20 protein-coding genes and 1 pseudogene are annotated in these 19,346 nt (G+C 66.8%); 8 read left to right on the top strand and 13 right to left on the bottom strand.

Annotated elements, in window-relative coordinates; all coding sequences use genetic code 11:
- The first annotated feature begins 202 nt into the window (after positions 1–202).
- The 3 genes from U5809_RS25495 to U5809_RS25485 all read left to right on the top strand — a co-directional run bounded on the left by U5809_RS25495 (position 203) and on the right by U5809_RS25485 (position 2,483).
- Positions 203–427, top strand: a complete 225-nt coding sequence (locus U5809_RS25495; protein WP_176050796.1) for a cysteine-rich CWC family protein — start codon at positions 203–205, stop codon at positions 425–427.
- Positions 428–496: 69 nt separating this feature from the next.
- A complete protein-coding gene (locus U5809_RS25490) occupies positions 497–1,927 on the top strand; it encodes an ATP-binding protein (RefSeq protein ID WP_322088551.1) in 1,431 nt (476 codons plus the stop codon).
- A 13-nt stretch (positions 1,928–1,940) separates the two neighbouring features.
- A complete protein-coding gene (locus U5809_RS25485; RefSeq protein WP_021156278.1) occupies positions 1,941–2,483 on the top strand; it encodes a response regulator transcription factor in 543 nt (180 codons plus the stop codon).
- 70 nt (positions 2,484–2,553) lie between these two features.
- Here the strand turns inward: U5809_RS25485 and hslU are convergent, their stop codons facing one another.
- The 8 genes from hslU to dapF form a co-directional block, all read right to left on the bottom strand.
- Entirely contained in the window at positions 2,554–3,897 is a 1,344-nt protein-coding gene (gene hslU / locus U5809_RS25480) for an ATP-dependent protease ATPase subunit HslU (RefSeq protein WP_176050794.1), read from the bottom strand.
- 10 nt (positions 3,898–3,907) lie between these two features.
- Positions 3,908–4,444: an ATP-dependent protease subunit HslV gene (gene hslV / locus U5809_RS25475; protein WP_006483683.1), complete on the bottom strand. Its 537-nt coding sequence runs from the start codon at positions 4,442–4,444 to the stop codon at positions 3,908–3,910.
- 236 nt (positions 4,445–4,680) lie between these two features.
- Positions 4,681–5,097 (bottom strand): RNA polymerase-binding protein DksA, encoded by a 417-nt coding sequence (gene dksA / locus U5809_RS25470; protein WP_006477498.1) that lies wholly within the window; start codon positions 5,095–5,097, stop codon positions 4,681–4,683.
- A 497-nt stretch (positions 5,098–5,594) separates the two neighbouring features.
- Positions 5,595–6,674, bottom strand: coding sequence for a CobW family GTP-binding protein (locus tag U5809_RS25465; RefSeq protein WP_222155462.1), 1,080 nt, complete (start codon positions 6,672–6,674; stop codon positions 5,595–5,597).
- Positions 6,675–6,873: 199 nt separating this feature from the next.
- Complete coding sequence (locus tag U5809_RS25460; RefSeq protein ID WP_322088550.1) at positions 6,874–8,088, bottom strand: class I SAM-dependent rRNA methyltransferase; 1,215 nt, start codon at positions 8,086–8,088, stop codon at positions 6,874–6,876.
- A 76-nt stretch (positions 8,089–8,164) separates the two neighbouring features.
- On the bottom strand, positions 8,165–9,085 hold the full coding sequence (xerC, locus tag U5809_RS25455) for a tyrosine recombinase XerC (RefSeq protein WP_322088549.1): 921 nt from the start codon (positions 9,083–9,085) through the stop codon (positions 8,165–8,167).
- A gap of 13 nt (positions 9,086–9,098) precedes the next feature.
- Positions 9,099–9,824 carry a DUF484 family protein gene (locus U5809_RS25450; protein WP_176050790.1) on the bottom strand — a complete coding sequence of 242 codons (726 nt, stop codon included), beginning with the start codon at positions 9,822–9,824 and terminating at the stop codon, positions 9,099–9,101.
- Positions 9,825–9,861: 37 nt separating this feature from the next.
- Positions 9,862–10,731, bottom strand: a complete 870-nt coding sequence (dapF, locus tag U5809_RS25445; RefSeq protein ID WP_322088548.1) for a diaminopimelate epimerase — start codon at positions 10,729–10,731, stop codon at positions 9,862–9,864.
- A 236-nt stretch (positions 10,732–10,967) separates the two neighbouring features.
- Between dapF and U5809_RS25440 the strand changes: the two are divergent.
- A pseudogene (locus U5809_RS25440) lies at positions 10,968–11,271 on the top strand (HigA family addiction module antitoxin).
- Between the two features lie 30 nt (positions 11,272–11,301).
- Here the strand turns inward: U5809_RS25440 and U5809_RS25435 are convergent.
- Entirely contained in the window at positions 11,302–12,186 is an 885-nt protein-coding gene (locus U5809_RS25435) for a lipid A biosynthesis lauroyl acyltransferase (RefSeq protein WP_322088547.1), read from the bottom strand.
- 265 nt (positions 12,187–12,451) lie between these two features.
- Between U5809_RS25435 and metK the strand changes: the two genes are divergently transcribed.
- Complete coding sequence (metK, locus tag U5809_RS25430) at positions 12,452–13,639, top strand: methionine adenosyltransferase (RefSeq protein ID WP_322088546.1); 1,188 nt, start codon at positions 12,452–12,454, stop codon at positions 13,637–13,639.
- Positions 13,640–13,748: 109 nt separating this feature from the next.
- Here the strand turns inward: metK and U5809_RS25425 are convergent, their stop codons facing one another.
- Positions 13,749–14,090: a hypothetical protein gene (locus tag U5809_RS25425; protein WP_322088545.1), complete on the bottom strand. Its 342-nt coding sequence runs from the start codon at positions 14,088–14,090 to the stop codon at positions 13,749–13,751.
- Positions 14,091–14,442: 352 nt separating this feature from the next.
- Between U5809_RS25425 and U5809_RS25420 the strand changes: the two genes are divergently transcribed.
- A complete protein-coding gene (locus U5809_RS25420; RefSeq protein ID WP_322088544.1) occupies positions 14,443–15,216 on the top strand; it encodes a phytanoyl-CoA dioxygenase family protein in 774 nt (257 codons plus the stop codon).
- Between the two features lie 150 nt (positions 15,217–15,366).
- Here U5809_RS25420 and U5809_RS25415 read toward each other — a convergent pair whose 3' ends face one another.
- Positions 15,367–15,573 (bottom strand): DUF3185 family protein, encoded by a 207-nt coding sequence (locus U5809_RS25415; protein WP_176050785.1) that lies wholly within the window; start codon positions 15,571–15,573, stop codon positions 15,367–15,369.
- A gap of 191 nt (positions 15,574–15,764) precedes the next feature.
- On the opposite strand from U5809_RS25415, the gene mgrA reads away from it, so the two are divergent.
- Positions 15,765–16,808, top strand: a complete 1,044-nt coding sequence (mgrA, locus tag U5809_RS25410; RefSeq protein WP_322088543.1) for an L-glyceraldehyde 3-phosphate reductase — start codon at positions 15,765–15,767, stop codon at positions 16,806–16,808.
- A 111-nt stretch (positions 16,809–16,919) separates the two neighbouring features.
- On the opposite strand, the gene U5809_RS25405 is transcribed toward mgrA, so the two are convergent.
- On the bottom strand, positions 16,920–17,105 hold the full coding sequence (locus U5809_RS25405) for a hypothetical protein (protein ID WP_011353526.1): 186 nt from the start codon (positions 17,103–17,105) through the stop codon (positions 16,920–16,922).
- Between the two features lie 302 nt (positions 17,106–17,407).
- Entirely contained in the window at positions 17,408–18,295 is an 888-nt protein-coding gene (locus U5809_RS25400; RefSeq protein WP_322088542.1) for a DMT family transporter, read from the bottom strand.
- Between the two features lie 789 nt (positions 18,296–19,084).
- Between U5809_RS25400 and U5809_RS25395 the strand changes: the two genes are divergently transcribed.
- Positions 19,085–19,297, top strand: a complete 213-nt coding sequence (locus tag U5809_RS25395; protein ID WP_011353523.1) for a hypothetical protein — start codon at positions 19,085–19,087, stop codon at positions 19,295–19,297.
- The last annotated feature ends 49 nt before the right edge of the window (positions 19,298–19,346 follow it).

The raw sequence follows: 19,346 nt of genomic DNA, 5'->3' as shown, positions 1-19,346 counted from the left end.
GGCGGCGCGAGGTGGGCGCGGCGCGCGGCGGCCCGCCGGCTATGGCGCGGCGCGATTCCGGCGGCGGTGCGCGCCCGGTAGCGGCGGGGGGATGCGCCCGGGTTGGCGGCGCACGCCGGGCGAGCGGCCGGCGTGCAAATTCCGCTCGCCGCGCTATGCTTGTCGCGTGGGGCGAGTTCCCGCCCGTTTCCGCGATTGCGCCATGACCGATACCGCCGCCGACGCCCGTTCCGCCCCGCGCCGCGCGCGCTGCCCGCACTGCGGGCGCGGCTTCGACTGCGGCGCGCATACGCAGCCGTTCGACTGCTGGTGCGCGTCGATGCCGGTGCTGCCCGGCGGCGCCCAGCCGGCGGCCGGCGCGCGCTGCCGCTGCCCCGAGTGCCTCGCCGACGAGATCGCGCAGCGGATGGCCCGCGCGACCGGCTGACGGCACCGGCCCTGCGCGCCGATCCGGCCCCGCTGGAGGCGCTGCCCGCTAAACGGGTAAACTTCCCGGATGCAACGAATCACCACCACCGGGCGCGTCAACCTCAGTCACCTGTTCTGGCTTCGCAATCTCGCGATCATCGGCCAGCTCGTGACGATCGGCGTCGTGCAGACCTATTTCGGCGTGCATCTGCCGTTGCCCGCCATGCTGATGGTCATCGCGCTCGAAATCGTTTTCAACGCGCTGACCTGGGTGCGCGTGCTGCGTGCGCGGCCCGAGACCAATTTCGAGCTGCTCGGCCAGCTGTGGGTCGACCTCGGTGCGCTGTCCGCGCTGCTGTTCCTGTCGGGCGGCACGACCAACCCGTTCGTGTCGCTGTACCTGCCGTCGCTCGCGATCGCGGCGGCCGTGCTGCCGTGGCACCTGATGATCTGGCTCGCGGCGTTCGCGGTCGCGTGCTATGCCGCGCTCGGCTTCGATTCGGTGCCGCTCAACATGGACAATCCGGCGAACCTGTTCGACTACTACCGCACCGGCATGTGGGCGAACTTCATGGTGAGCGTCGGGCTGATCGCGTGGTTCGTCGCGCGCATGTCGAATGCGCTGCGCCAGCGCGATTCGGCGCTCGGCGAGGCGCAGCAGCATCTGCTGCGCGACGAGCGGGCCGTTGCGCTCGGCGTGCAGGCCGCCACCGTCGCGCACGAGATGGGCACGCCGCTGTCGACGATCGCGATGCTCGCCGAAGAGCTGCGCGACGCGGCACGCGCCGATCCGGGGCTGGCGCGCTACGAGGCCGACCTGAAGGTGCTCGAGGAACAGATGACGCTCTGCACGTCGGCGCTCGCGCGCCTGCGCAGCCGTGCGAGCGCGCCGGCGAGCCGCCAGCCGGTGGACGACTGGCTCGAGACGTTCGTCGAGCACTGGCGCCTGCGGCATCCGCATGTGCGGTTCGAGCTGCTCGGCGCGCGTCCGGCGGGCGTCGCGCTCGACGATACGGTCGCGGCCGGCCAGATCCTGACGATCCTGCTCGACAACGCCGCGCGTGCGAGCCCGCAGCGCGTGACGCTGGCCGCGAAGGTCGCGCATGGCGGCGCGGCCGACGAGATCGAATTCGAGGTATGCGACGACGGGCCCGGCATTCCGGCCTCGCTGCGCGAATCGCTCGGCGCAATGCCGGTCGACAGCACGCAGGGTGGGCACGGGGTTGGCCTGTATCTCGCGTTCAGTGCGGCCGCGCGGCTTGGCGGCGAGATCGAACTGTCCGATGTCACGCCGCGCGCGGCGGGCGGCAACGGGCGGGCCGGCGGTGCGGCAAATGGCCACGCCGCTGCCGTATCGGGCCCGCGCGCGGGCCCACGCACGAGCGAACGTGCGGCCGAACGGACGGCCGGCACGCCGGACGGCCGCCCGGCCGCGGCCACTGCCGCGCGCGGCACGCGGGCCGTGCTGCGCCTGCCGGTCGTGCGCGTCGCGGCGCCGGCCGCCTCAACCAACACGTAGACGGAGAAACCACATGAGCGAGAACAATTTCCTGGTGATCGACGACAACGAGGTGTTCGCGGGCACGCTCGCGCGCGGCCTCGAGCGCCGCGGCTACGCGGTCCAGCAGGCGCATGACAAGGAGGCCGCGCTCCGGCTGGCCGCGGGCGGCAAGTTCCAGTTCATCACCGTCGACCTGCATCTCGGCGAGGATTCGGGCCTGAGCCTGATCGCGCCGCTGTGCGACCTGCAGCCCGACGCGCGGATCCTGGTGCTGACCGGCTATGCGAGCATCGCGACGGCCGTGCAGGCCGTGAAGGAAGGCGCCGACAACTACCTCGCGAAGCCGGCGAACGTCGAGTCGATCCTGGCCGCGCTGCAGACCAACGCGACCGAAGTGCAGGCCGACGAGGCGCTCGAGAACCCGGTCGTGCTGTCGGTCGACCGGCTCGAATGGGAGCACATCCAGCGCGTGCTGGCCGAGAACAACAACAACATCTCGGCAACCGCGCGTGCGCTGAACATGCACCGCCGCACGCTGCAGCGCAAGCTCGCGAAGAAGCCGGTGCGGCAGTAAGCGGCGCACCAGCGAAAACGGGCGGCCCCCGATGAAGGGGCCGCCCGTTTCGCATCCGGCGCCGCGCGCGTTACAGCACGTAGCGCGACAGGTCTTCGTCCTGCGACACTTCGCCGAGTGCGCGCTCGACATACTTCGCGTCGATCGTCACGCGCTCGCCGGCATGATTGCCGGCCGAGAACGACACTTCCTCGAGCAGCTTCTCGATCACCGTGTACAGCCGGCGCGCGCCGATGTTCTCGGTCTTCTCGTTGACCGAGAACGCGATCTCCGCGAGGCGGCGGATGCCGTCTTCGGCGAATTCGAGCTGGACGTCTTCGGTCGCGAGCAGCGCCTGGTATTGCTTGACGAGGCTCGCGTCGGTCGCGTCGAGGATCGCTTCGAAGTCTTCCACCGACAGCGAGTCGAGCTCGACGCGGATCGGGAAGCGGCCCTGCAGTTCGGGGATCAGGTCGCTCGGCTTCGCGAGGTGGAACGCGCCGCTCGCGATGAACAGGATGTGATCCGTCTTCACCATCCCGTACTTCGTGTTGATCGTCGTGCCTTCGACGAGCGGCAGCAGGTCGCGCTGCACGCCCTGGCGCGACACTTCGCCGCCGCTGCCTTCGTTGTTGCGCGACGTGATCTTGTCGATCTCGTCGAGGAACACGATGCCGTTCTGCTCGACGTTCTGCACGGCCTTCGTCTTCACTTCCTCGTCGTTCAGCATCTTCGCCGCTTCCTCGTCGGTCAGCAGCTTCAGCGCTTCCTTGATCTTCACCTTGCGGCGCTGCTTCTTGCCGCTGCCGAGGTTCGAGAACATCGAGCGGATCTGCTCGGTCATCTCTTCCATGCCCGGCGGCGCCATGATGTCCATGCCGGCCGACGGCTGCTCGAGGTCGAGCTCGACTTCCTTGTCGTCGAGCTGGCCTTCGCGCAGGCGCTTGCGGAACGTCTGGCGCGTCGCGTTGTTGTCGTCGTTCGCGTGTTCGGCGTTGCCGCCGAAGCCCACCGCGCGCGGCTGCGGCAGCAGGATGTCGAGGATGCGGTCTTCCGCCTGGTCGGTCGCCTTGCTGCGCACCTTGCGCATCTCGGTTTCGCGCGTCTGCTTGACCGAGATCTCGATCAGATCGCGCACGATGCTGTCGACGTCGCGGCCGACGTAGCCGACTTCGGTGAACTTGGTCGCTTCGATCTTGATGAACGGCGCGTCGGCGAGCTTCGCGAGGCGGCGTGCGATTTCGGTCTTGCCGACGCCCGTCGGCCCGATCATCAGGATGTTCTTCGGCGTGATTTCCGTGCGCAGCGGGTCGGCGACCTGCTGGCGGCGCCAGCGGTTGCGCAGCGCGACGGCGACGGCCTTCTTCGCCTTGTTCTGGCCAATGATGTGCTTGTCGAGTTCCGAGACGATCTCGGCAGGGGTCATGGTGCTCATGGTGCGGTCCTTACTCGATCGTTTCGATGATGCGATTGTGGTTCGTGTAGATGCACATGTCGCCGGCGATCCCGAGCGACTTCTCGACGATCTCGCGCGGCGACAGGTCGGTGTTCTCGACGAGCGCGCGGGCCGCGGCTTGCGCATAGGCGCCGCCCGAGCCGATCGCGCAGATACCGCCTTCGGGGTCGAGCACGTCGCCGTTGCCGGTGATCACGAGCGTGGTGGTGGCATCGGCCGTGATCAGCATCGCCTCGAGGCGGCGCAGCATCCGGTCGGTGCGCCAGTCCTTCGCGAGCTCGACGGCCGCGCGGGTCAGGTTGCCCTGGTGCTTCTCGAGCTTCGCCTCGAAGCGGTCGAGCAGTGAGAACGCATCGGCGGTGCCGCCCGCGAATCCGACCAGAACCTGGTTGTTGTAGATCCGTCGCACTTTCCGCGCGCCACCCTTCATGACGATGTTGCCGAGGGTTACCTGACCGTCGCCGCCGAGCGCGACCTTGTCGCCGCGCCGGACCGAAACGATGGTCGTGCCGTGAAATTGCTCCATCTGCGTTCCTTGAGAAAAACGGGGAAGAGTCGGGCGGCGCGAGGCGCCGCCGCGTGAATCCGCAGTGCGCCGGGGAGCGGCCCGGCGCGCGTCCGTTTCATTTTAGGGCGGGCGCCGGGATATCAAGAGGCTGGGAGGCAAATCGGCAAGCCGGGAACCGGTGCCGGAAAAACAAAAAGCGCGCGGCAGGCCGCGCGCTTTCGGGAAGCAGCGTGTCGGAGCGGAACGCCGCTCGATCAGTCGCCGAACAGCTTCTGGCGCAACTCGCGGCGCTCCTGCGCCTCGAGCGACAGCGTGGCGGTCGGACGGGCGAGCAGCCGCGGAATGCCGATCGGCTCGCCGGTTTCCTCGCACCAGCCGTAATCGCCGGAATCGATGCGGGCGAGCGACTGCTGAACCTTCTTGAGGAGCTTGCGTTCGCGATCGCGCGTACGCAGCTCGAGCGCGTGCTCTTCCTCGATCGTCGCGCGATCGGCGGGATCGGGCACGATCACCGTCTCGCGCAGGTTCTCGGTCGTCTGGCCTGCATTCTTGAGGATGTCCGCCTGCAACTGTTCGAGCCGATTTTTGAAGAAGGCGAGCTGATCCTCATTCATGTAATCCTTGTCGCTCATCTTCAGGATTTCGGCTTCGGTCAAGAGTTTCTTCGTCATCTGCTTGCTTCTTCAATGTGCGGCAAATCGAGAGATATTGCCTGCACTTTGGGATTACCCGCAACCGCGCTTGCAATCATTTGCGATTTGCCGCCGCGGGGCCGAAAGCCTCTGGAAAACCGGTTCTCAAATACCAGGATAGGCCTGGCGCGGAGTTGCGCGCGCTGCGAACCGGTGTGCTGCGCGGCACATCGCATCGGCCGCGGCCGGGAGGCGGATTGGCGATCCGGCGCGGTTGCGATGCCCGGAAAACTGGTTCAGCAAGAACCGGGCCTGTTTGTTGCCGTACTCCAGCGGGCACGTATTGTAACTGAATCGCAAGCGGGCGCCGTATCGGGTCGATCCCCGTCAGCTGCGCCAATATCTAGAAAATATAACGCGCAAATCGCGAAAAAGCGATGACGGCGAAACCCTGCCCGAAAAGGGCGCCGCGCAGGCGCCTCGGCCGCCGGGAAAGGCGGCCGGGCGACACCGTGCGCGGCAGGGCCCCGAGTGCGTCAGGCGAGGCAGGCGTCGAGGCCGTCGGTGATCAGGTCCTGCGGCAGATCGACGCCGATGAACACCATCTTGTTGGTCTTCTTCTCGACCGGCAGCCACTTCGCGGCGAGGTCGCTGCCCATCATCTGGTGCACGCCCTGGAACACGACCTTGCGGTCGACGCCCTTCATGTACAGCACACCCTTGTAGCGCAGCATCCGCTCGCCGTAGATCTGCAGGATGCCGCCGAGGAAATCTTCCAGCTTGTTCGGGTCGAACGGGCGGTCGTTGCGGTACACGAACGACTTGATCTTGTCGTCATGGTGCGCGTGGTGGTGATGGTGGTGGCCGTGGTCGTGATCGTGCGCGCATTGACCGTGATCGTGGTCGCAATTGGCGTGATCGTGATCATGGTCGTGATCGTGGTGGTGATGCGCGTGATCGTCTTCGGCGAGGAAGTCAGGGTCGATCTCGAGCTTCGCGTTCAGGTTGAAGCCGCGCAGGTCGAAGATTTCCTTGATGTCGGCTTCACCGAAGTTCACGACCTTGATCGCGGCCTTCGGGTTCATGTGCATCAGGCGGTGCTTGAGGCCGGCGACGGTCTGGTCGTCGACGAGATCCGACTTCGTGATGAACAGGCGGTCGGCGAAACCGACCTGGCGCTGTACGACTTCGTGTTCGTCGAGCTGCGCGTTCGCGTGCTTCGCGTCGACCAGCGTGATGACCGCGTCGAGCAGGAAGTCGTCGGCGATTTCGCTGTCGATGAAGAAAGTTTGCGCAACGGGGCCCGGGTTCGCAAGGCCGGTCGTCTCGATCACGATGCGGTCGAAGTCGAGCTTGCCTTCGCGCTTCTTCGCGGCGAGATCGCCGAGCGCGCGGGCCAGATCGCCGCGGATCGTGCAGCAGATGCAGCCGTTGCTCATCTGGATGATCTGCTCGTTCGAATCCTGCACGAGGATTTCGTTGTCGATGTTCTCTTCGCCGAACTCGTTCTCGATCACGGCGATCTTCATGCCGTGCTGTTCGTTCAGGATGCGCTTGAGCAGCGTCGTCTTGCCGCTGCCGAGGAAGCCGGTAAGGATGGTGACGGGAGTGGCCATGTCGGTCGCCTGTGGTTCGTGAATCGGGGTCAAAACCAGGATGTGCGTCGCGCCCTCGCGCTGCGAGCCGGGGCGCACAACCATTCATTGAAACATACCTGTCAAGCCCCCGCCCGTCGTCCGAACGACAGGCGAAAGCGGGAATCCGCCGGGCGCAAGGCCGCGGCTGGCGGACGGCTACGCGCGTAGATCGGGGCGATCAGACGATTTGCAACAGCAGGCCCTTCAGATATTCGCCTTCCGGGAATGCGGCGAGCAGCGGGTGGTCGACGCCCGCGCCGAGCCGCTTCAGGATGCGCGCGTCGACCTTCGCGTCGGCGGCCGCGCCCGCGACGATCTTCTGGAACAGGTCCATGTCGATCGCCCCCGAGCACGAGTACGTGAACAGCAGGCCGCCCGGACGCAGCAGCTTGAAACCGCTCAGGTTGATGTCCTTGTACGCCCGCGCCGCGCGATCGACGCTGTCGCGGGTCGGCGCGAACTTCGGCGGATCGAGCACGATCAGGTCGAAACGCTCGCCTTCGTCCACCAGGCGGCGCAGCGTCTTGAATGCATCGGCGTCGAGCCAGGTCGCGCGTTCGGCGTCGAAGCCGTTGGCCACGACGTTCTGCTGCGCGAGCGCGAGCGCATCGCCCGACGAGTCGATCGACACGACGCGTTTCGCGCGGCCCTTGAGCGCCGCGAGCGAGAAGCCGCCGGTGTAGCAGAAGCAGTTCAGCACGTCGCGGTCGGCCGCGTACTGCGCAACCAGCGCGCGGTTGTCGCGCTGGTCGACGTAGAAGCCCGTCTTGTGGCCGTTCGGCACGTCGACGTGATAGCGCACGCCGTTTTCGTTCGAGATCAGCGTCGCGGGCGGTGCATCGCCGGCCAGCACGCCGGTCGTCTGTTCGAGCCCTTCCTTGTCGCGGATCGACACGTCCGAGCGCTCGTACACGTTCGGGCAGCCGGTCGCGCCGGTGAGCGCCGCGACGATCGCGTCCTTCCACGCTTCGACGCCCGCGGCCATGAACTGGCAGACGAGCTGGCCGCGCGGCGCGGCGCCGGCTTCGGCGGTGTCCGCGACGTAGTAGTCGACGATCAGGCCCGGCAGCCCGTCGGCTTCGCCGAACACGAGCCGCACCGCGCCCGTGCCCGACACCATCGTCGTGCGGTGCGCGACCGCGCGCTGCACGCGGCGCTTGAAGAACGCGTGGTCGATCGGCTCGTTCTCGTCGAAGCTCCACACGCGCACGCGGATCTGCGATTCCGGGCTGTACGCACCGCGCGCGAGGAAGCGGCCGTCGTGCGCACGCACAAGCACGGTCGCGCCGGGCGCGGGCTTGCCGTCGACGCGGTCGATCGCATTCGCGTAGACCCACGGATGGCGGCGCAGCAGCGATTTTTCCTTGGACGGCTTGAGGGTGACGGTTTGCATGATGAGATCGAAATGGGCTGCGCCGGAAGCCGACCGTGACCGGTCGCCGGGCGCGGCGGGTAACACGGGAAGCGCGTCAGTCGCGCTTCTTCGCGCGCGGATGCGCGCTGTCGTAAATCTTAGCGAGGTGCTGGAAGTCGAGCGACGTATAGACCTGCGTTGCGGACACGCTCGCGTGGCCGAGCAGCTCCTGCACCGCGCGCAGGTCGCCGCTGGACTGCAGCACGTGCGTCGCGAACGAGTGGCGCAGCACGTGCGGATGGACGTTGGCGGGGATGCCCGCGGTGAGCGCCGCGCGCTTCACGCGCTCGCGCACGACGCCCGGCGACATCCGGTTGCCGCGCACCGACACGAACAGCGGATGCGGATCGTGCTTCACGAATTCGCCGCGCACCGCGAGCCATGCGTTCAGCGCGTCGATCGCGTTGCGGCCAACCGGTACCTTGCGCTCCTTGTTGCCCTTGCCGCGCACGGTGACTTCGGCTTCGGCGAGATCGAGCCAGCCGGCCGAACGGTAGCCGTCGGCCTGCGTGTACATGACGTCGAGCCCGATCAGCTCGGCGAGGCGCAGCCCCGACGAATAGAACAGCTCGAGGATCGCGTGATCGCGAATGCCTTCGGTCGTACCGGCAAGCGGCGCGTCCATCAGCGCGGACGCGTCGTCGACCGACAGTGCCTTCGGCAGGGTTTTCGGGCGTTTCGGCGCGCGCACCGCGGCCACCGGGTTCGCGGGCATCTCGATGCGCTGCGCGAGCCAGCGGTAGAACGCGCGCCACGCGGACAGCCGGTGCGAGATCGACCGCGCGGACAGCCCGCCCGCGTGCGCGCGCGCGACCGCGCCGCGCATGTCGGCGGCCGTCAGTGCTTCGAGCGGCCGGCCGGCCGCGAGCTTCTTCAGCTCGTCGAGTTCGTGCGTGTACGCGCGCAGCGTATGTTCCGACAGCTGCCTGACGTGTTTCAGGTTCGACAGGTAGGCGGCGATCGGGTCGTCGGTCATCGCGTGCGGCGGATCAGTGCGGCAGCAGGCGCGTGAGCGCGGCGCTCGCGAGCGTCGCGATCTGCGCGAGGAAGTCGGTGGCCATCCCGTCGTGGAAGCGGCGCGGATCGGGCGAGCCGAGCACGAGCAGGCCGAACGCGGGCGCATCGGTGCCGGCGAGCGGCGTGCGCAGCGCGAGCAGCGCGACCGACGTGGCCGAGCCGTCGCCGGCCGGCGCGGCTTCGGCGCCTTCCGCCGCATTCGCGGCCGGTGCGGCGACCGCGGGCGCGAGCCATTGCGCGGCTTCGAAGCCCGTGTTCGCGCCGCAGTACGGCGTCGACAGCCCGTTCGTGAAGAGGCGCACTTCCTCGCCGACCTGGCGGGCGAAGTCGGCTTGCGCGTAGGTGTCGGCGACGTCCCACACGCGCAGTGCCGTTTGCGGCACGTCGAACACGTCGGCGATGCCGTCGGCGATCGTGCGCGGCAGCGCGTACGGATCGCGCTCCGCGATCACGCGCGCGGTCCAGCGGCTGAACTTCGCGGACAGGCTGTCGTTCTCGTGGCCGTAGCGCACGAGTTCGGCGAGCCGGCGCTCGAGATGCTTGTTCTTGTCGCGCAGCATCTCCATCTGCCGCTCCTGAAGCGAGATCGCGGCCTTGCCGTGCGGGTTCGCGAGACGGATCGTCGCGAGCAGTTCGGCGTGCTGCGCGAAGAATTCGGGATTGGCGAGCAGGTAGTCGGCGACTTCGCGATCGTTCATGTGGCTGGAGCGTTCAGTTATCAAGGACGTTGCAGGGTCAGGCGTTCAGGTCGATCTCGCCTTCGAACACGGTCGCGGCGGGGCCGGCCATCATCAGCGCGGCGGCTTCGTCGCGCGTGCCGTCCCAGCCGATCGTCAGCGTGCCGCCGTGCGTGTGCACGGTCACGGGCGAATCGAGCAGGCCGCGCCGGATGCCGGCCGCGACCGCAGCGCACGCGCCGGTGCCGCACGCGAGCGTCTCGCCCGCGCCGCGTTCGTACACGCGCAGCTTCACTTCGTTGCGCGACACGATCTGCATGAAGCCGGCGTTCACGCGCTGCGGGAAGCGCGCATGGCGTTCGATCAGCGGGCCTTCTTCGAGTACCGGATACGCCTCGACATCGTCGACGACCTGCACCGCGTGCGGATTGCCCATCGACACCGTCGAGATCCAGCGCGTTGCGCCGCCAACGTCGAGCGGCCACAGCGTGTCGCGACCTTCGTGGCGGCCGTCGAGGCCCGCCGCGTCGAACGGCACCTGCGCCGGCGCGAACACGGGTGCACCCATGTCGACGACGACTTCGCCGTTGTCCTGCAGCGTCAGCGTGATCAGCCCCTTCATGACCTGGACGCGCACGCTGCGCTTGTCGGTCAGGCCGCGGTCGCTGACGAATTTCACGAAGCAGCGCGCGCCGTTGCCGCAGTGTTCGACTTCGCCGCCGTCGCAATTGAAGATCCGGTACTTGAAATCCGCACCGTCGACGGTCGGTTTCTCGACGAGCAGCAACTGGTCGGCGCCGATACCGAAGTGGCGGTTGGCGAGTGCGCGTACTTGCGCTTCGGTAAGCGGCGGCAACGCGTGCGAATAGCCGTCGAGCACGACGAAGTCGTTGCCCGCGCCGTGCATCTTGGTGAACGAGAGTTTCACTGGGTCCGGAATTCCATGGCGAACAAGGCGGTCGGCACGGTGCGAACGGCCGGCGGCCACGCCGGGCGGCTTCGTTCGTCGTGCAGATCTCAACCGCAAATGATACATGCAGCCGACAGGGGCGTCCTGCGCGGGCGTTCCGGGCTTTTTCGTACTCGTTCAATTGATGATGCTACCCGCGGATGCGTATTGTTTCGCGATACGCCCTGTAACCCGCCAGCGAGGTGATTCAAGCCATGACCCGCATCTTCAATCCGCCCCATCCGGGCGAAACGCTGTGCGACGATGTGCTGCCGGCGCTTGGCCTGACCGTCACCGAAGCTGCGTCGCAGCTGGGGGTGACGCGTGCCGCCCTGTCGCGGATCCTGCATGGCCATGCAGGCATCTCGCCGGAAATGGCGCTGCGCCTCGAAGCGTGGCGCGGCGAGGAAAATGGGGGGGCGGGCCGATCTGTGGCTCGCGCAACAGTCGGCCCACGATCTGTGGCGGGCGCGCGCGAAGGGCGCGCCGAAGGTGGCACGAGCGCAGGCGCGCGCATGACGGCGCGTCTGCGAACGTCTTCCGGCAGGGTCAGTACAGGCTCGGCTCGCCGGGCGGGCGCGTCTTGAAGCGCTTGTGGACCCAGTAGTACTGCTCGGGCATCAGCGGGATCTGTTCCTCGAGGAATTCGTTCATCCGCCGCGCGTCGAGATCGTCGTCGCCGGTCGGGTAGTTGGCCCACGGCTTGAAGACCTTCAACCGGTAGCCCTTGTAGTTCGGCAGCACTTCGCCGATAAAGGGCAGAACCTGCGCGTGGCCGGTCTTGGCGAACCGGCCGACAGCCGTCAGCGTGCAGGCGGGTATGCCGAAGAAGGGCACGAACGTCGAGTTGCGCAGCCCGTAGTCCATGTCGGCGCCGAGCATCACCGGTTTGCGGTCGCGCAACCAGCGCAGCACGGTGCGCGCGCTGTCGGCCCGGCTTGCGAGTTCCGCACCGAAGCGGCTGCGGCCGGCTTTGGCCGCGGCTTCGATTTCCGGGCTCTTCATCGGCGTATAGAGCGAGCCGCACGGGCGATCGAGTGCGAGATTGATCGCCATCGAGCCGGCCTCGATGCCGACGAAATGGAACCCGAGCAAGAGGGTCGGCGGCATGTCCGGATCGGTGAGGTCGACTTCGCTTTCGACCGTAAACAGCTTGCGGTAGGCCTGCTCCGATGCGAACCACTGGTAGCTGCGCTCGACGTAGCTGCGGATCGCATGGCGGAAATGCTGCCCCGCCACTTCCTCGCGTCGCTCGTCGCTCCAGTCAGGGAAGCAGAGTTTCAGATTGGTGTGTACGATGCGTTTTCGCCGGCTGGGGATCTGGTACAGCAGCCAGCCGAGACCATCGCCGAACCGTGCGGTCAGGCCGTACGGCAACAGGGCGAGCAGTTTCAGCAAGCCGATGGCGAGGTTCGTGCCTAGACGACCTAGCATGCGAAACCTCCATGGGACCGGCTGGCCGGCATGTCGAGAACAGGGTGGTAAGACAGCGGAAGATGCAGCACGGGCGGCGCTCTGTGACAATTCAGGAAAGCCGCTATAATACGGGCTTCGCCGAGTTAACTGACAACTTGCGGGGCGAAGCCGGCTGGTGCGACACGCGCTGCCCGGTCCTGGTAATCCGCTAAAGCGTCGCCGCTTCAGGCCCAACGAAGCTGGCTACGTGAAACCACCCGTAACCACACAGGAGCCTGAAAAAGTGGCAAACGATTATCTCTTCACGTCCGAATCCGTCTCCGAAGGCCATCCGGACAAAGTCGCGGACCAAATCTCGGACGCGATTCTCGACGCCATCCTCGAGCAGGACAAATATTCCCGCGTTGCGGCTGAAACGCTGTGCAACACGGGTCTCGTCGTTCTGGCCGGTGAAATCACCACGACGGCCAACATCGATTACATCCAGATCGCGCGCGACACCATCAAGCGCATCGGCTACGACAACACCGAATACGGCATCGACTACAAGGGTTGCGCGGTGCTCGTCGCGTACGACAAGCAGTCACCGGACATCGCGCAGGGCGTCGATCGTGCACACGACGACAACCTCGACCAAGGCGCGGGCGACCAGGGCCTGATGTTCGGCTATGCGTGCGACGAAACGCCGGAACTGATGCCGCTGCCGATCTACCTGTCGCACCGCCTCGTCGAGCGCCAGGCCAGCCTGCGCCGCGACGGCCGCCTGCAATGGCTGCGCCCGGACGCGAAGTCGCAGGTGACGGTTCGCTACGTCGACGGCAAGCCCGATTCGATCGACACCGTCGTGCTGTCCACGCAGCACGCACCGGACATCGAACTGCCGGCGCTGCGCGAAGCCGTGATCGAGGAAATCATCAAGCCGACGCTGCCGGCCGACCTGATCAAGGGCGACATCAAGTTCCTCGTGAACCCGACCGGCCGGTTCGTGATCGGCGGCCCGCAGGGCGATTGCGGCCTGACCGGCCGCAAGATCATCGTCGACACGTACGGCGGTGCCGCACCGCACGGCGGCGGCGCGTTCTCGGGCAAGGATCCGTCGAAGGTCGACCGTTCGGCTGCGTATGCAGGCCGTTACGTCGCGAAGAACATCGTCGCCGCCGGCCTCGCGTCGCGCGCGCTGATCCAGGTGTCGTACGCAATCGGCGTCGCCGAGCCGACCTCGGTGATGGTCAACACGTTCGGCACGGGCCGTGTGTCGGATGCGGTGATCACGCAGCTCGTCCGCGAGCATTTCGACCTGCGTCCGAAGGGCATCATCAAGATGCTCGACCTGCTGCGTCCGATCTACGAAAAGACCGCTGCCTACGGCCACTTCGGCCGCGAAGAGCCGGAATTCTCGTGGGAAGCGACCGACAAGGCGCTCGCACTGGCCGAAGCGGCTGGCGTCGAGCCGACGGCACGCGTCGCGTAAGCGTCGTTCGCCCGCAAAGAAAAACCCCGGCTTGCCGGGGTTTTTTTATGGGTTCCGATCGCCGGCGTAACGGTGGCGATCGTCGCGGGTCGTGCCCGCCAGCGCGCGTTCAGCGTGCGCCGAACCCGAACCAGCCGTTGCTGGCCGCGAGGCGGCGCGGGCGGTTGACGCGGCGCTGGGGCCCAAGCGCACGGCGCAGCGCGAGCGCGCGCAGCGACGACGGCTTCTGCAGCAGCGAGCGCAGGCCGGCACGGCGTGCGAACGCCTGCGCGCTCATCATCGAGAAAAATGCGTGGAACCACGCACGGATACCGTCCAGCCGGCTGTGTGCGGGCGCACGCTCGGCCAGCGCCTGCGTGCGGGCGCGGTGATGGCGCAGCGAGCGGGCAGGAGCGGACGGCACGACGCGCTTCGCAGCGCGGCTGAGACGGGAAGTCAGACGGAATGGCATGTGAACGATGCTTCGCTTGTATGGATGGCGCCCTTGGGAGCGCACTGGTATGAACGGCCTCGGATGGCGCAACGGATCTTACCGAAACTTGCTGCGCGCCGCGCCCGCCAGAATTGACAGGCCGCGACAGGCTACAGGGGATTCATGACGGGCAAAAGTCGCGATAAACCCTTGTGCCACAAGGCGTGTGCCGCATACCGCCTGTCGGTGAGGCAGGTGCTGCGACGAACAGTTCCCTTGCGCCGGATCAAATCAGCGATTGGCATGCCCCTGCGTACGACAATGGTGCTGTTCGCGGCATCCGGCGCCGATTTACAATCGTCACATTCACACAATAAACGTCTGGCATCCCATGTCGTCTCCATTGCAGTCGGAATCGATCCGCGCGCAAGTCGCGGAATTGCGCGAGCGCGGCTTCGTCGTCGCGCGTGGCCTCGTCGGCGAGCAGCAGTGCGCGACGCTCAGGCAGATCGCGGAGCGCCAGTTGCGTGAGGCCGCCGAGCCGATCGAATTCGAGGCCGACCTGCGCTACCCGGGCGCGCCCGAGTCGAAGCATGCGCCGGGCGGGCACACGGTGCGGCGGCTGCTCGATGCGTACTCGCGCGATCCGGCGTTCGCCGAGCGCGCGATCGCGCCCGAAATCGGCGCGTGGATGCGCGAGTATTTCGGCGAAGAACCCGTGCTGTCGCGCGCGCATCACAACTGCATGATGACGAAGCATCCCGCGTACGGCAGCCTGACGGGCTGGCACCGCGATTTCCGCTACTGGTCGTTCGCGCGCCCGGACATGGTGTCGGTGTGGCTCGCGTTGGGGCCGGAAACGAACGAGAACGGCGCGCTTTGGCTCGTGCCGGGTTCGCATACGGCTGAATTCGGGCCGGAAGCGTTCGACGATGCGAAGTTTTTCCGCAGCGACCTGCCGGAGAATCGCAAGATGATCGACGCGGCCACGTGCCCGTCGCTGCAGACGGGCGATGTCGTGTTCTTCCACAGCAACACGCTGCATTCGGCCGGGCAGAACCGCTCCGACCAGGTGAAGTTCTCGCTCGTGTACACGTATCACGGCGCGAGCAACCGGCCGGTGCCCGGCACGCGCTCGGCGTCGAAGCAGGAAGTGCCGTTCTAGGCGTGAATCGGGCAGCGCGGTGAGGCCGCGATGCCAAGGCGATGCGGCGCATCGCCGGCGAACGAAGCAACGGGCGGCCTGGCCGCCCGTTTCGTTTGGCGTGGCCCGGTCGGTTGACGCGGGCCGTGCGTAGATCGTGCGGCTAGGCGATCAGCGCTTGCCGCCCGGCATCGCGAGGCCGATCAGGCCGACGAACGATGCGACGGCGCCGCCGACGATCAGCAGGATCGTCTTCGTCGCGGGTGAACCGGTAAAGAAGCGCGACACGTTGTCGTTGATCGAATGGAACGACTGGCCGCCGAAGTACAGCAGCGCGACGCCGCCGACGAGCAGTGCAACCGAGATGACCCGGGACATACCAACCTCGCTGAAACGGTGATTCGAGACGCCGCAGTGTAGGCGACGACCGCGGTCGCGTCCATCGCCTTGCCCGCCGTGCGCGCGCGGGCCGCTTTCGTTACCATAGTCGTCGTATGACTCCTTCGCCGTCGCCGCGCCGTGCGCGCGGCAAGCGCGTCCCTTCCTCGATCTCCAGACGGAACAGACTCATGGCCTACGAAGCAGCTTCCGAACGTTATGCCGGCATGCAATACCGCACCTGCGGCAAATCCGGGCTCAAACTGCCCGCCCTGTCGCTTGGCCTGTGGCACAACTTCGGCGACTCGACGCCGATTTCGACGCAGCGCGAGATCCTGCGCACCGCGTTCGACCTCGGCATCAACCACTTCGATCTCGCGAACAACTACGGGCCGCCGTACGGCAGCGCCGAGACCAACTTCGGCCGGCTGCTGAAGGAGGATTTCCGGCCGTATCGCGACGAGCTGCTGATCTCGACGAAGGCCGGCTGGGACATGTGGCCGGGGCCGTACGGCAGCGGCGGCGGGTCGCGCAAGTACGTGCTCGCGAGCCTCGACCAGAGCCTGCAGCGGATGGGGCTCGACTACGTCGACATCTTCTATTCGCACCGCTTCGATGCGCACACGCCGCTGGAGGAAACGGCGGGCGCGCTGGCAGCGGCCGTGCAGCAGGGCAAGGCGCTCTATATCGGCATTTCGTCGTATTCGGCCGCGAAGACGCGTGAGATGGCCGAGCTGCTCACGCAGTATCGCGTGCCGCTGCTGATCCACCAGCCGTCGTACAACATGCTGAACCGCTGGATCGAGAGCGATCTGCTCGGCACGCTCGACGACGTCGGCGCGGGCAGCATCGCGTTCACGCCGCTCGCGCAGGGGCTGCTGACGTCGAAGTACCTGAACGGCGTGCCGGCCGACGCGCGCGTGAACAAGCCGGGCGGCGGCTCGCTGAAGCAGGATCACCTGAGCGCGGACAACCTCGAGCACGTGCGCAAGCTCAACGCGATCGCCGAACGGCGCGGGCAGAGCCTCGCGCAGATGGCGTTGGCGTGGGTGCTGCGCAATGGCCGCGTGACGTCCGCGCTGATCGGCGCGAGCCGTGCGGAGCAGGTGCGCGAAAACGTCGGCGCGTTGAAGAACCTCGAATTCTCGGCGGAGGAACTCGCGGAGATCGATCGTTACGCGACCGAAGGCGGCATCAATCTGTGGGAAAAACCATCCACCGATCAGGCGATCTGACCGGGAGTCGATACGGCATGCGAAACAATATCGCGTGCCGTATCGCAGGCTTGCGGGCAGCACATCGCATCGCTGCGCCGCAGCGATGCGCGTGATACGCCGACAGTCGCGCTAGATCAGCGCAGGCAGCCCTTCAACGAGCAATACCGCGACGCCGACGCCGAGGATGACGCCGAGCACGCGTAGCAGGTTGTGACGGAATTCGGTTGCACACGGTACCGCGCCGAGAAATAGCGCTCCGGCCAGCGCCATCGGAATCAACAGGATGAAGTCGCCGATCGTGAAGTAGGTCGTCATGCGTGTCTCCAGGTCTTGACCGAAGCCAGCGTGTCAGCGCTTGATTCGGCCCCATGCCGGGTGTTTCTAGTGTTGGTCCGACCCGTTTGCGAGCGGGGCGGGCAATTCGAGTATAGGCAACCGGCGGCGCTTTTCGCTATCCGAACCATTAAAAATCAGCGGAAAGCCGCGCGAATCACGCGTTTTTCCCGCAAGGTAGACGAACGCCTTGCACGCATCTTTCCCGTTCCTTTCGATTTGTGCGAAATGGTCGCATGTGTCGAGGCGGGCCGCCGCACCCGCAGGCGCGGCGGCCCGTCCGCTTACGCGCGCTCGGGTTGCGCGCGGGTGGCCGACGCGCGGAACACGAGCGCGAGCCCCGCGATGATCGCGCCCATGCCGGCGAGCGCGAGCGGCTCGGGCCGGTTGCCGAGCCACACGGCATCCATCAGCGTGGTGACGACGGGCACGAGATAGAACAGGCTCGTCACGTTGACGAGATCGCCGCGCTGCATCAACCGGTAGAACAGCAGTTGGGCGATCACCGAAATCACGATGCCGAGCCACAGCAGCGGTACGACGAATGCCCAGTTCATCTCGAACGACACCGGCCGGAACGGCAGGATCGCGACACACAGCGCGAGGCCGATCGCATTCTGCAGCGGCAGCACGTCGGCGGGCGCCGCGCGTACGCGCTTTTGCAGCAACGAGCCGGCGGTCAGCGCGACGAGTGCGGTGAGCGCGCACGCGATGCCTGCAGCCGACAGGCCGCCCGTACTGCCGTCCGCGCCACGGCACACGACGAGCGCGAGCCCGGCCAGCGACAGCGCGAGACCCGCGACGCGCACGGGTTGCCAGCGTCGCTCGACGATCGCGAGCGTGAGGATCGGCTGGACGCCGAGGATCGTTGCGAGCACACCGGGCGCGATTCCGCGCTCGAGTGCGAGCAGGTAGAAGATCGAATAGCCGCCCATCATCAGCAAGCCGGTCAGCGCGGCCATGCGCCGCTCGCCGCGCGGCGGCAGCCAGCGTTTGCGCATGAAGGCCAGCGCGAGCAGCACGAGCGAGGCGAGTGCGAAGCGTGCGGTGAGAAAGACGAACGCGGACGCGTGACGCAAACCGAGTTCAGAGAAGATCGCGCCGCTGCTCCACAGCAGCACGAAGAGCGACGTCGCGCCATGCGCGGCAAGCGCGCGTTTGAACGAAACCATGTGAATCCACCTGTCGAACGGATCGGAACGTTCCATTCGCGCGCGCAGCAACATGCGGTGCGTCACGACGCACACACTGAGGCCAACGGGGGCGAATGGAAGACGAAACGGAAGCCGGCTGGTCAGCCGGCGCGCACCGCCGGAGGGGGCGGCGCGGCGCCGACGAGCGGCGGTGCGACAGGAGGAGGCAGGACCGACGGATGCGCGCACGCCTGCGGCCGCGAGTCGAACTGCGGCCGGGATTTTGCGAGGGCGGACGTGAGCGGATGCATCGTGTCGGAATGCGATTGAACGCGAATGAGCATCAAAGGTACCGCAAGGCCGGTATCGGACGCAACGTCTGTCGGCGACGTCGCGTGTCGAAGGGGGCGGGTGCGTGCGCAAGCGTTGCCGCGTCGGCCGCGTTCGAGGCTGGGGGAAGGCGATGACGGTGTGCCGTGGTTCGGCAATCGCAGTCGCGCGAATTTGCCTGGCGACGCGGCACCGGGCCCACGATGCGCGCGGGGCGTTCGTCACGTGCTCGCCGCGGTGATGCCGGGGATTCGGCGGACAGTCACATTCGACAGGGTATGATGGGGGTAACCGGGCGGGCAAGCGTCTGTCCGGCGCAGTGGTTGATTGGAGACATTCGACGAATTCGCGGCACTTCGCCTGCTTCTTCTTCTTTTCGCGCTTCGATAAACCGTGAACAATGGGATTACGCGCAACGCTCCGACGAGAGCGCGCGGATCGTGCATTTGCCGGCTCGCCACCGAGCCGGGTTTCAAGATTCAAGAGTGGGGAACCATCATGCATGTCGGGTCGATTGTCTGCACTACCCATATCGCGGTGCCGAAGGGCGCGCGCGGCATCGTCCAGCGCGTTCTGGGCGACATGGCCATGGTGACCTGGTACGCGGGCGTACCGGGCGAGTCGAAGGAACTCAACACCGAGCCGTTCTTTCTCGAGGACCTGATCGACACCGGCGAATCCGTGCTGCCGGCCGGCGCGGCGCTCCACTGAGCGCATCCGCCGTATCGGGCGCTCGTCTTTCGGCCAGGCTGGCGGCACA

Source organism: Burkholderia sp. BCC1999 (assembly GCF_905339975.1).
Taxonomy (GTDB): domain Bacteria; phylum Pseudomonadota; class Gammaproteobacteria; order Burkholderiales; family Burkholderiaceae; genus Burkholderia.
The sequence above is the reverse complement of the archived record's forward strand: the minus strand, read 5'-3'. Positions and strand labels throughout refer to the sequence as shown.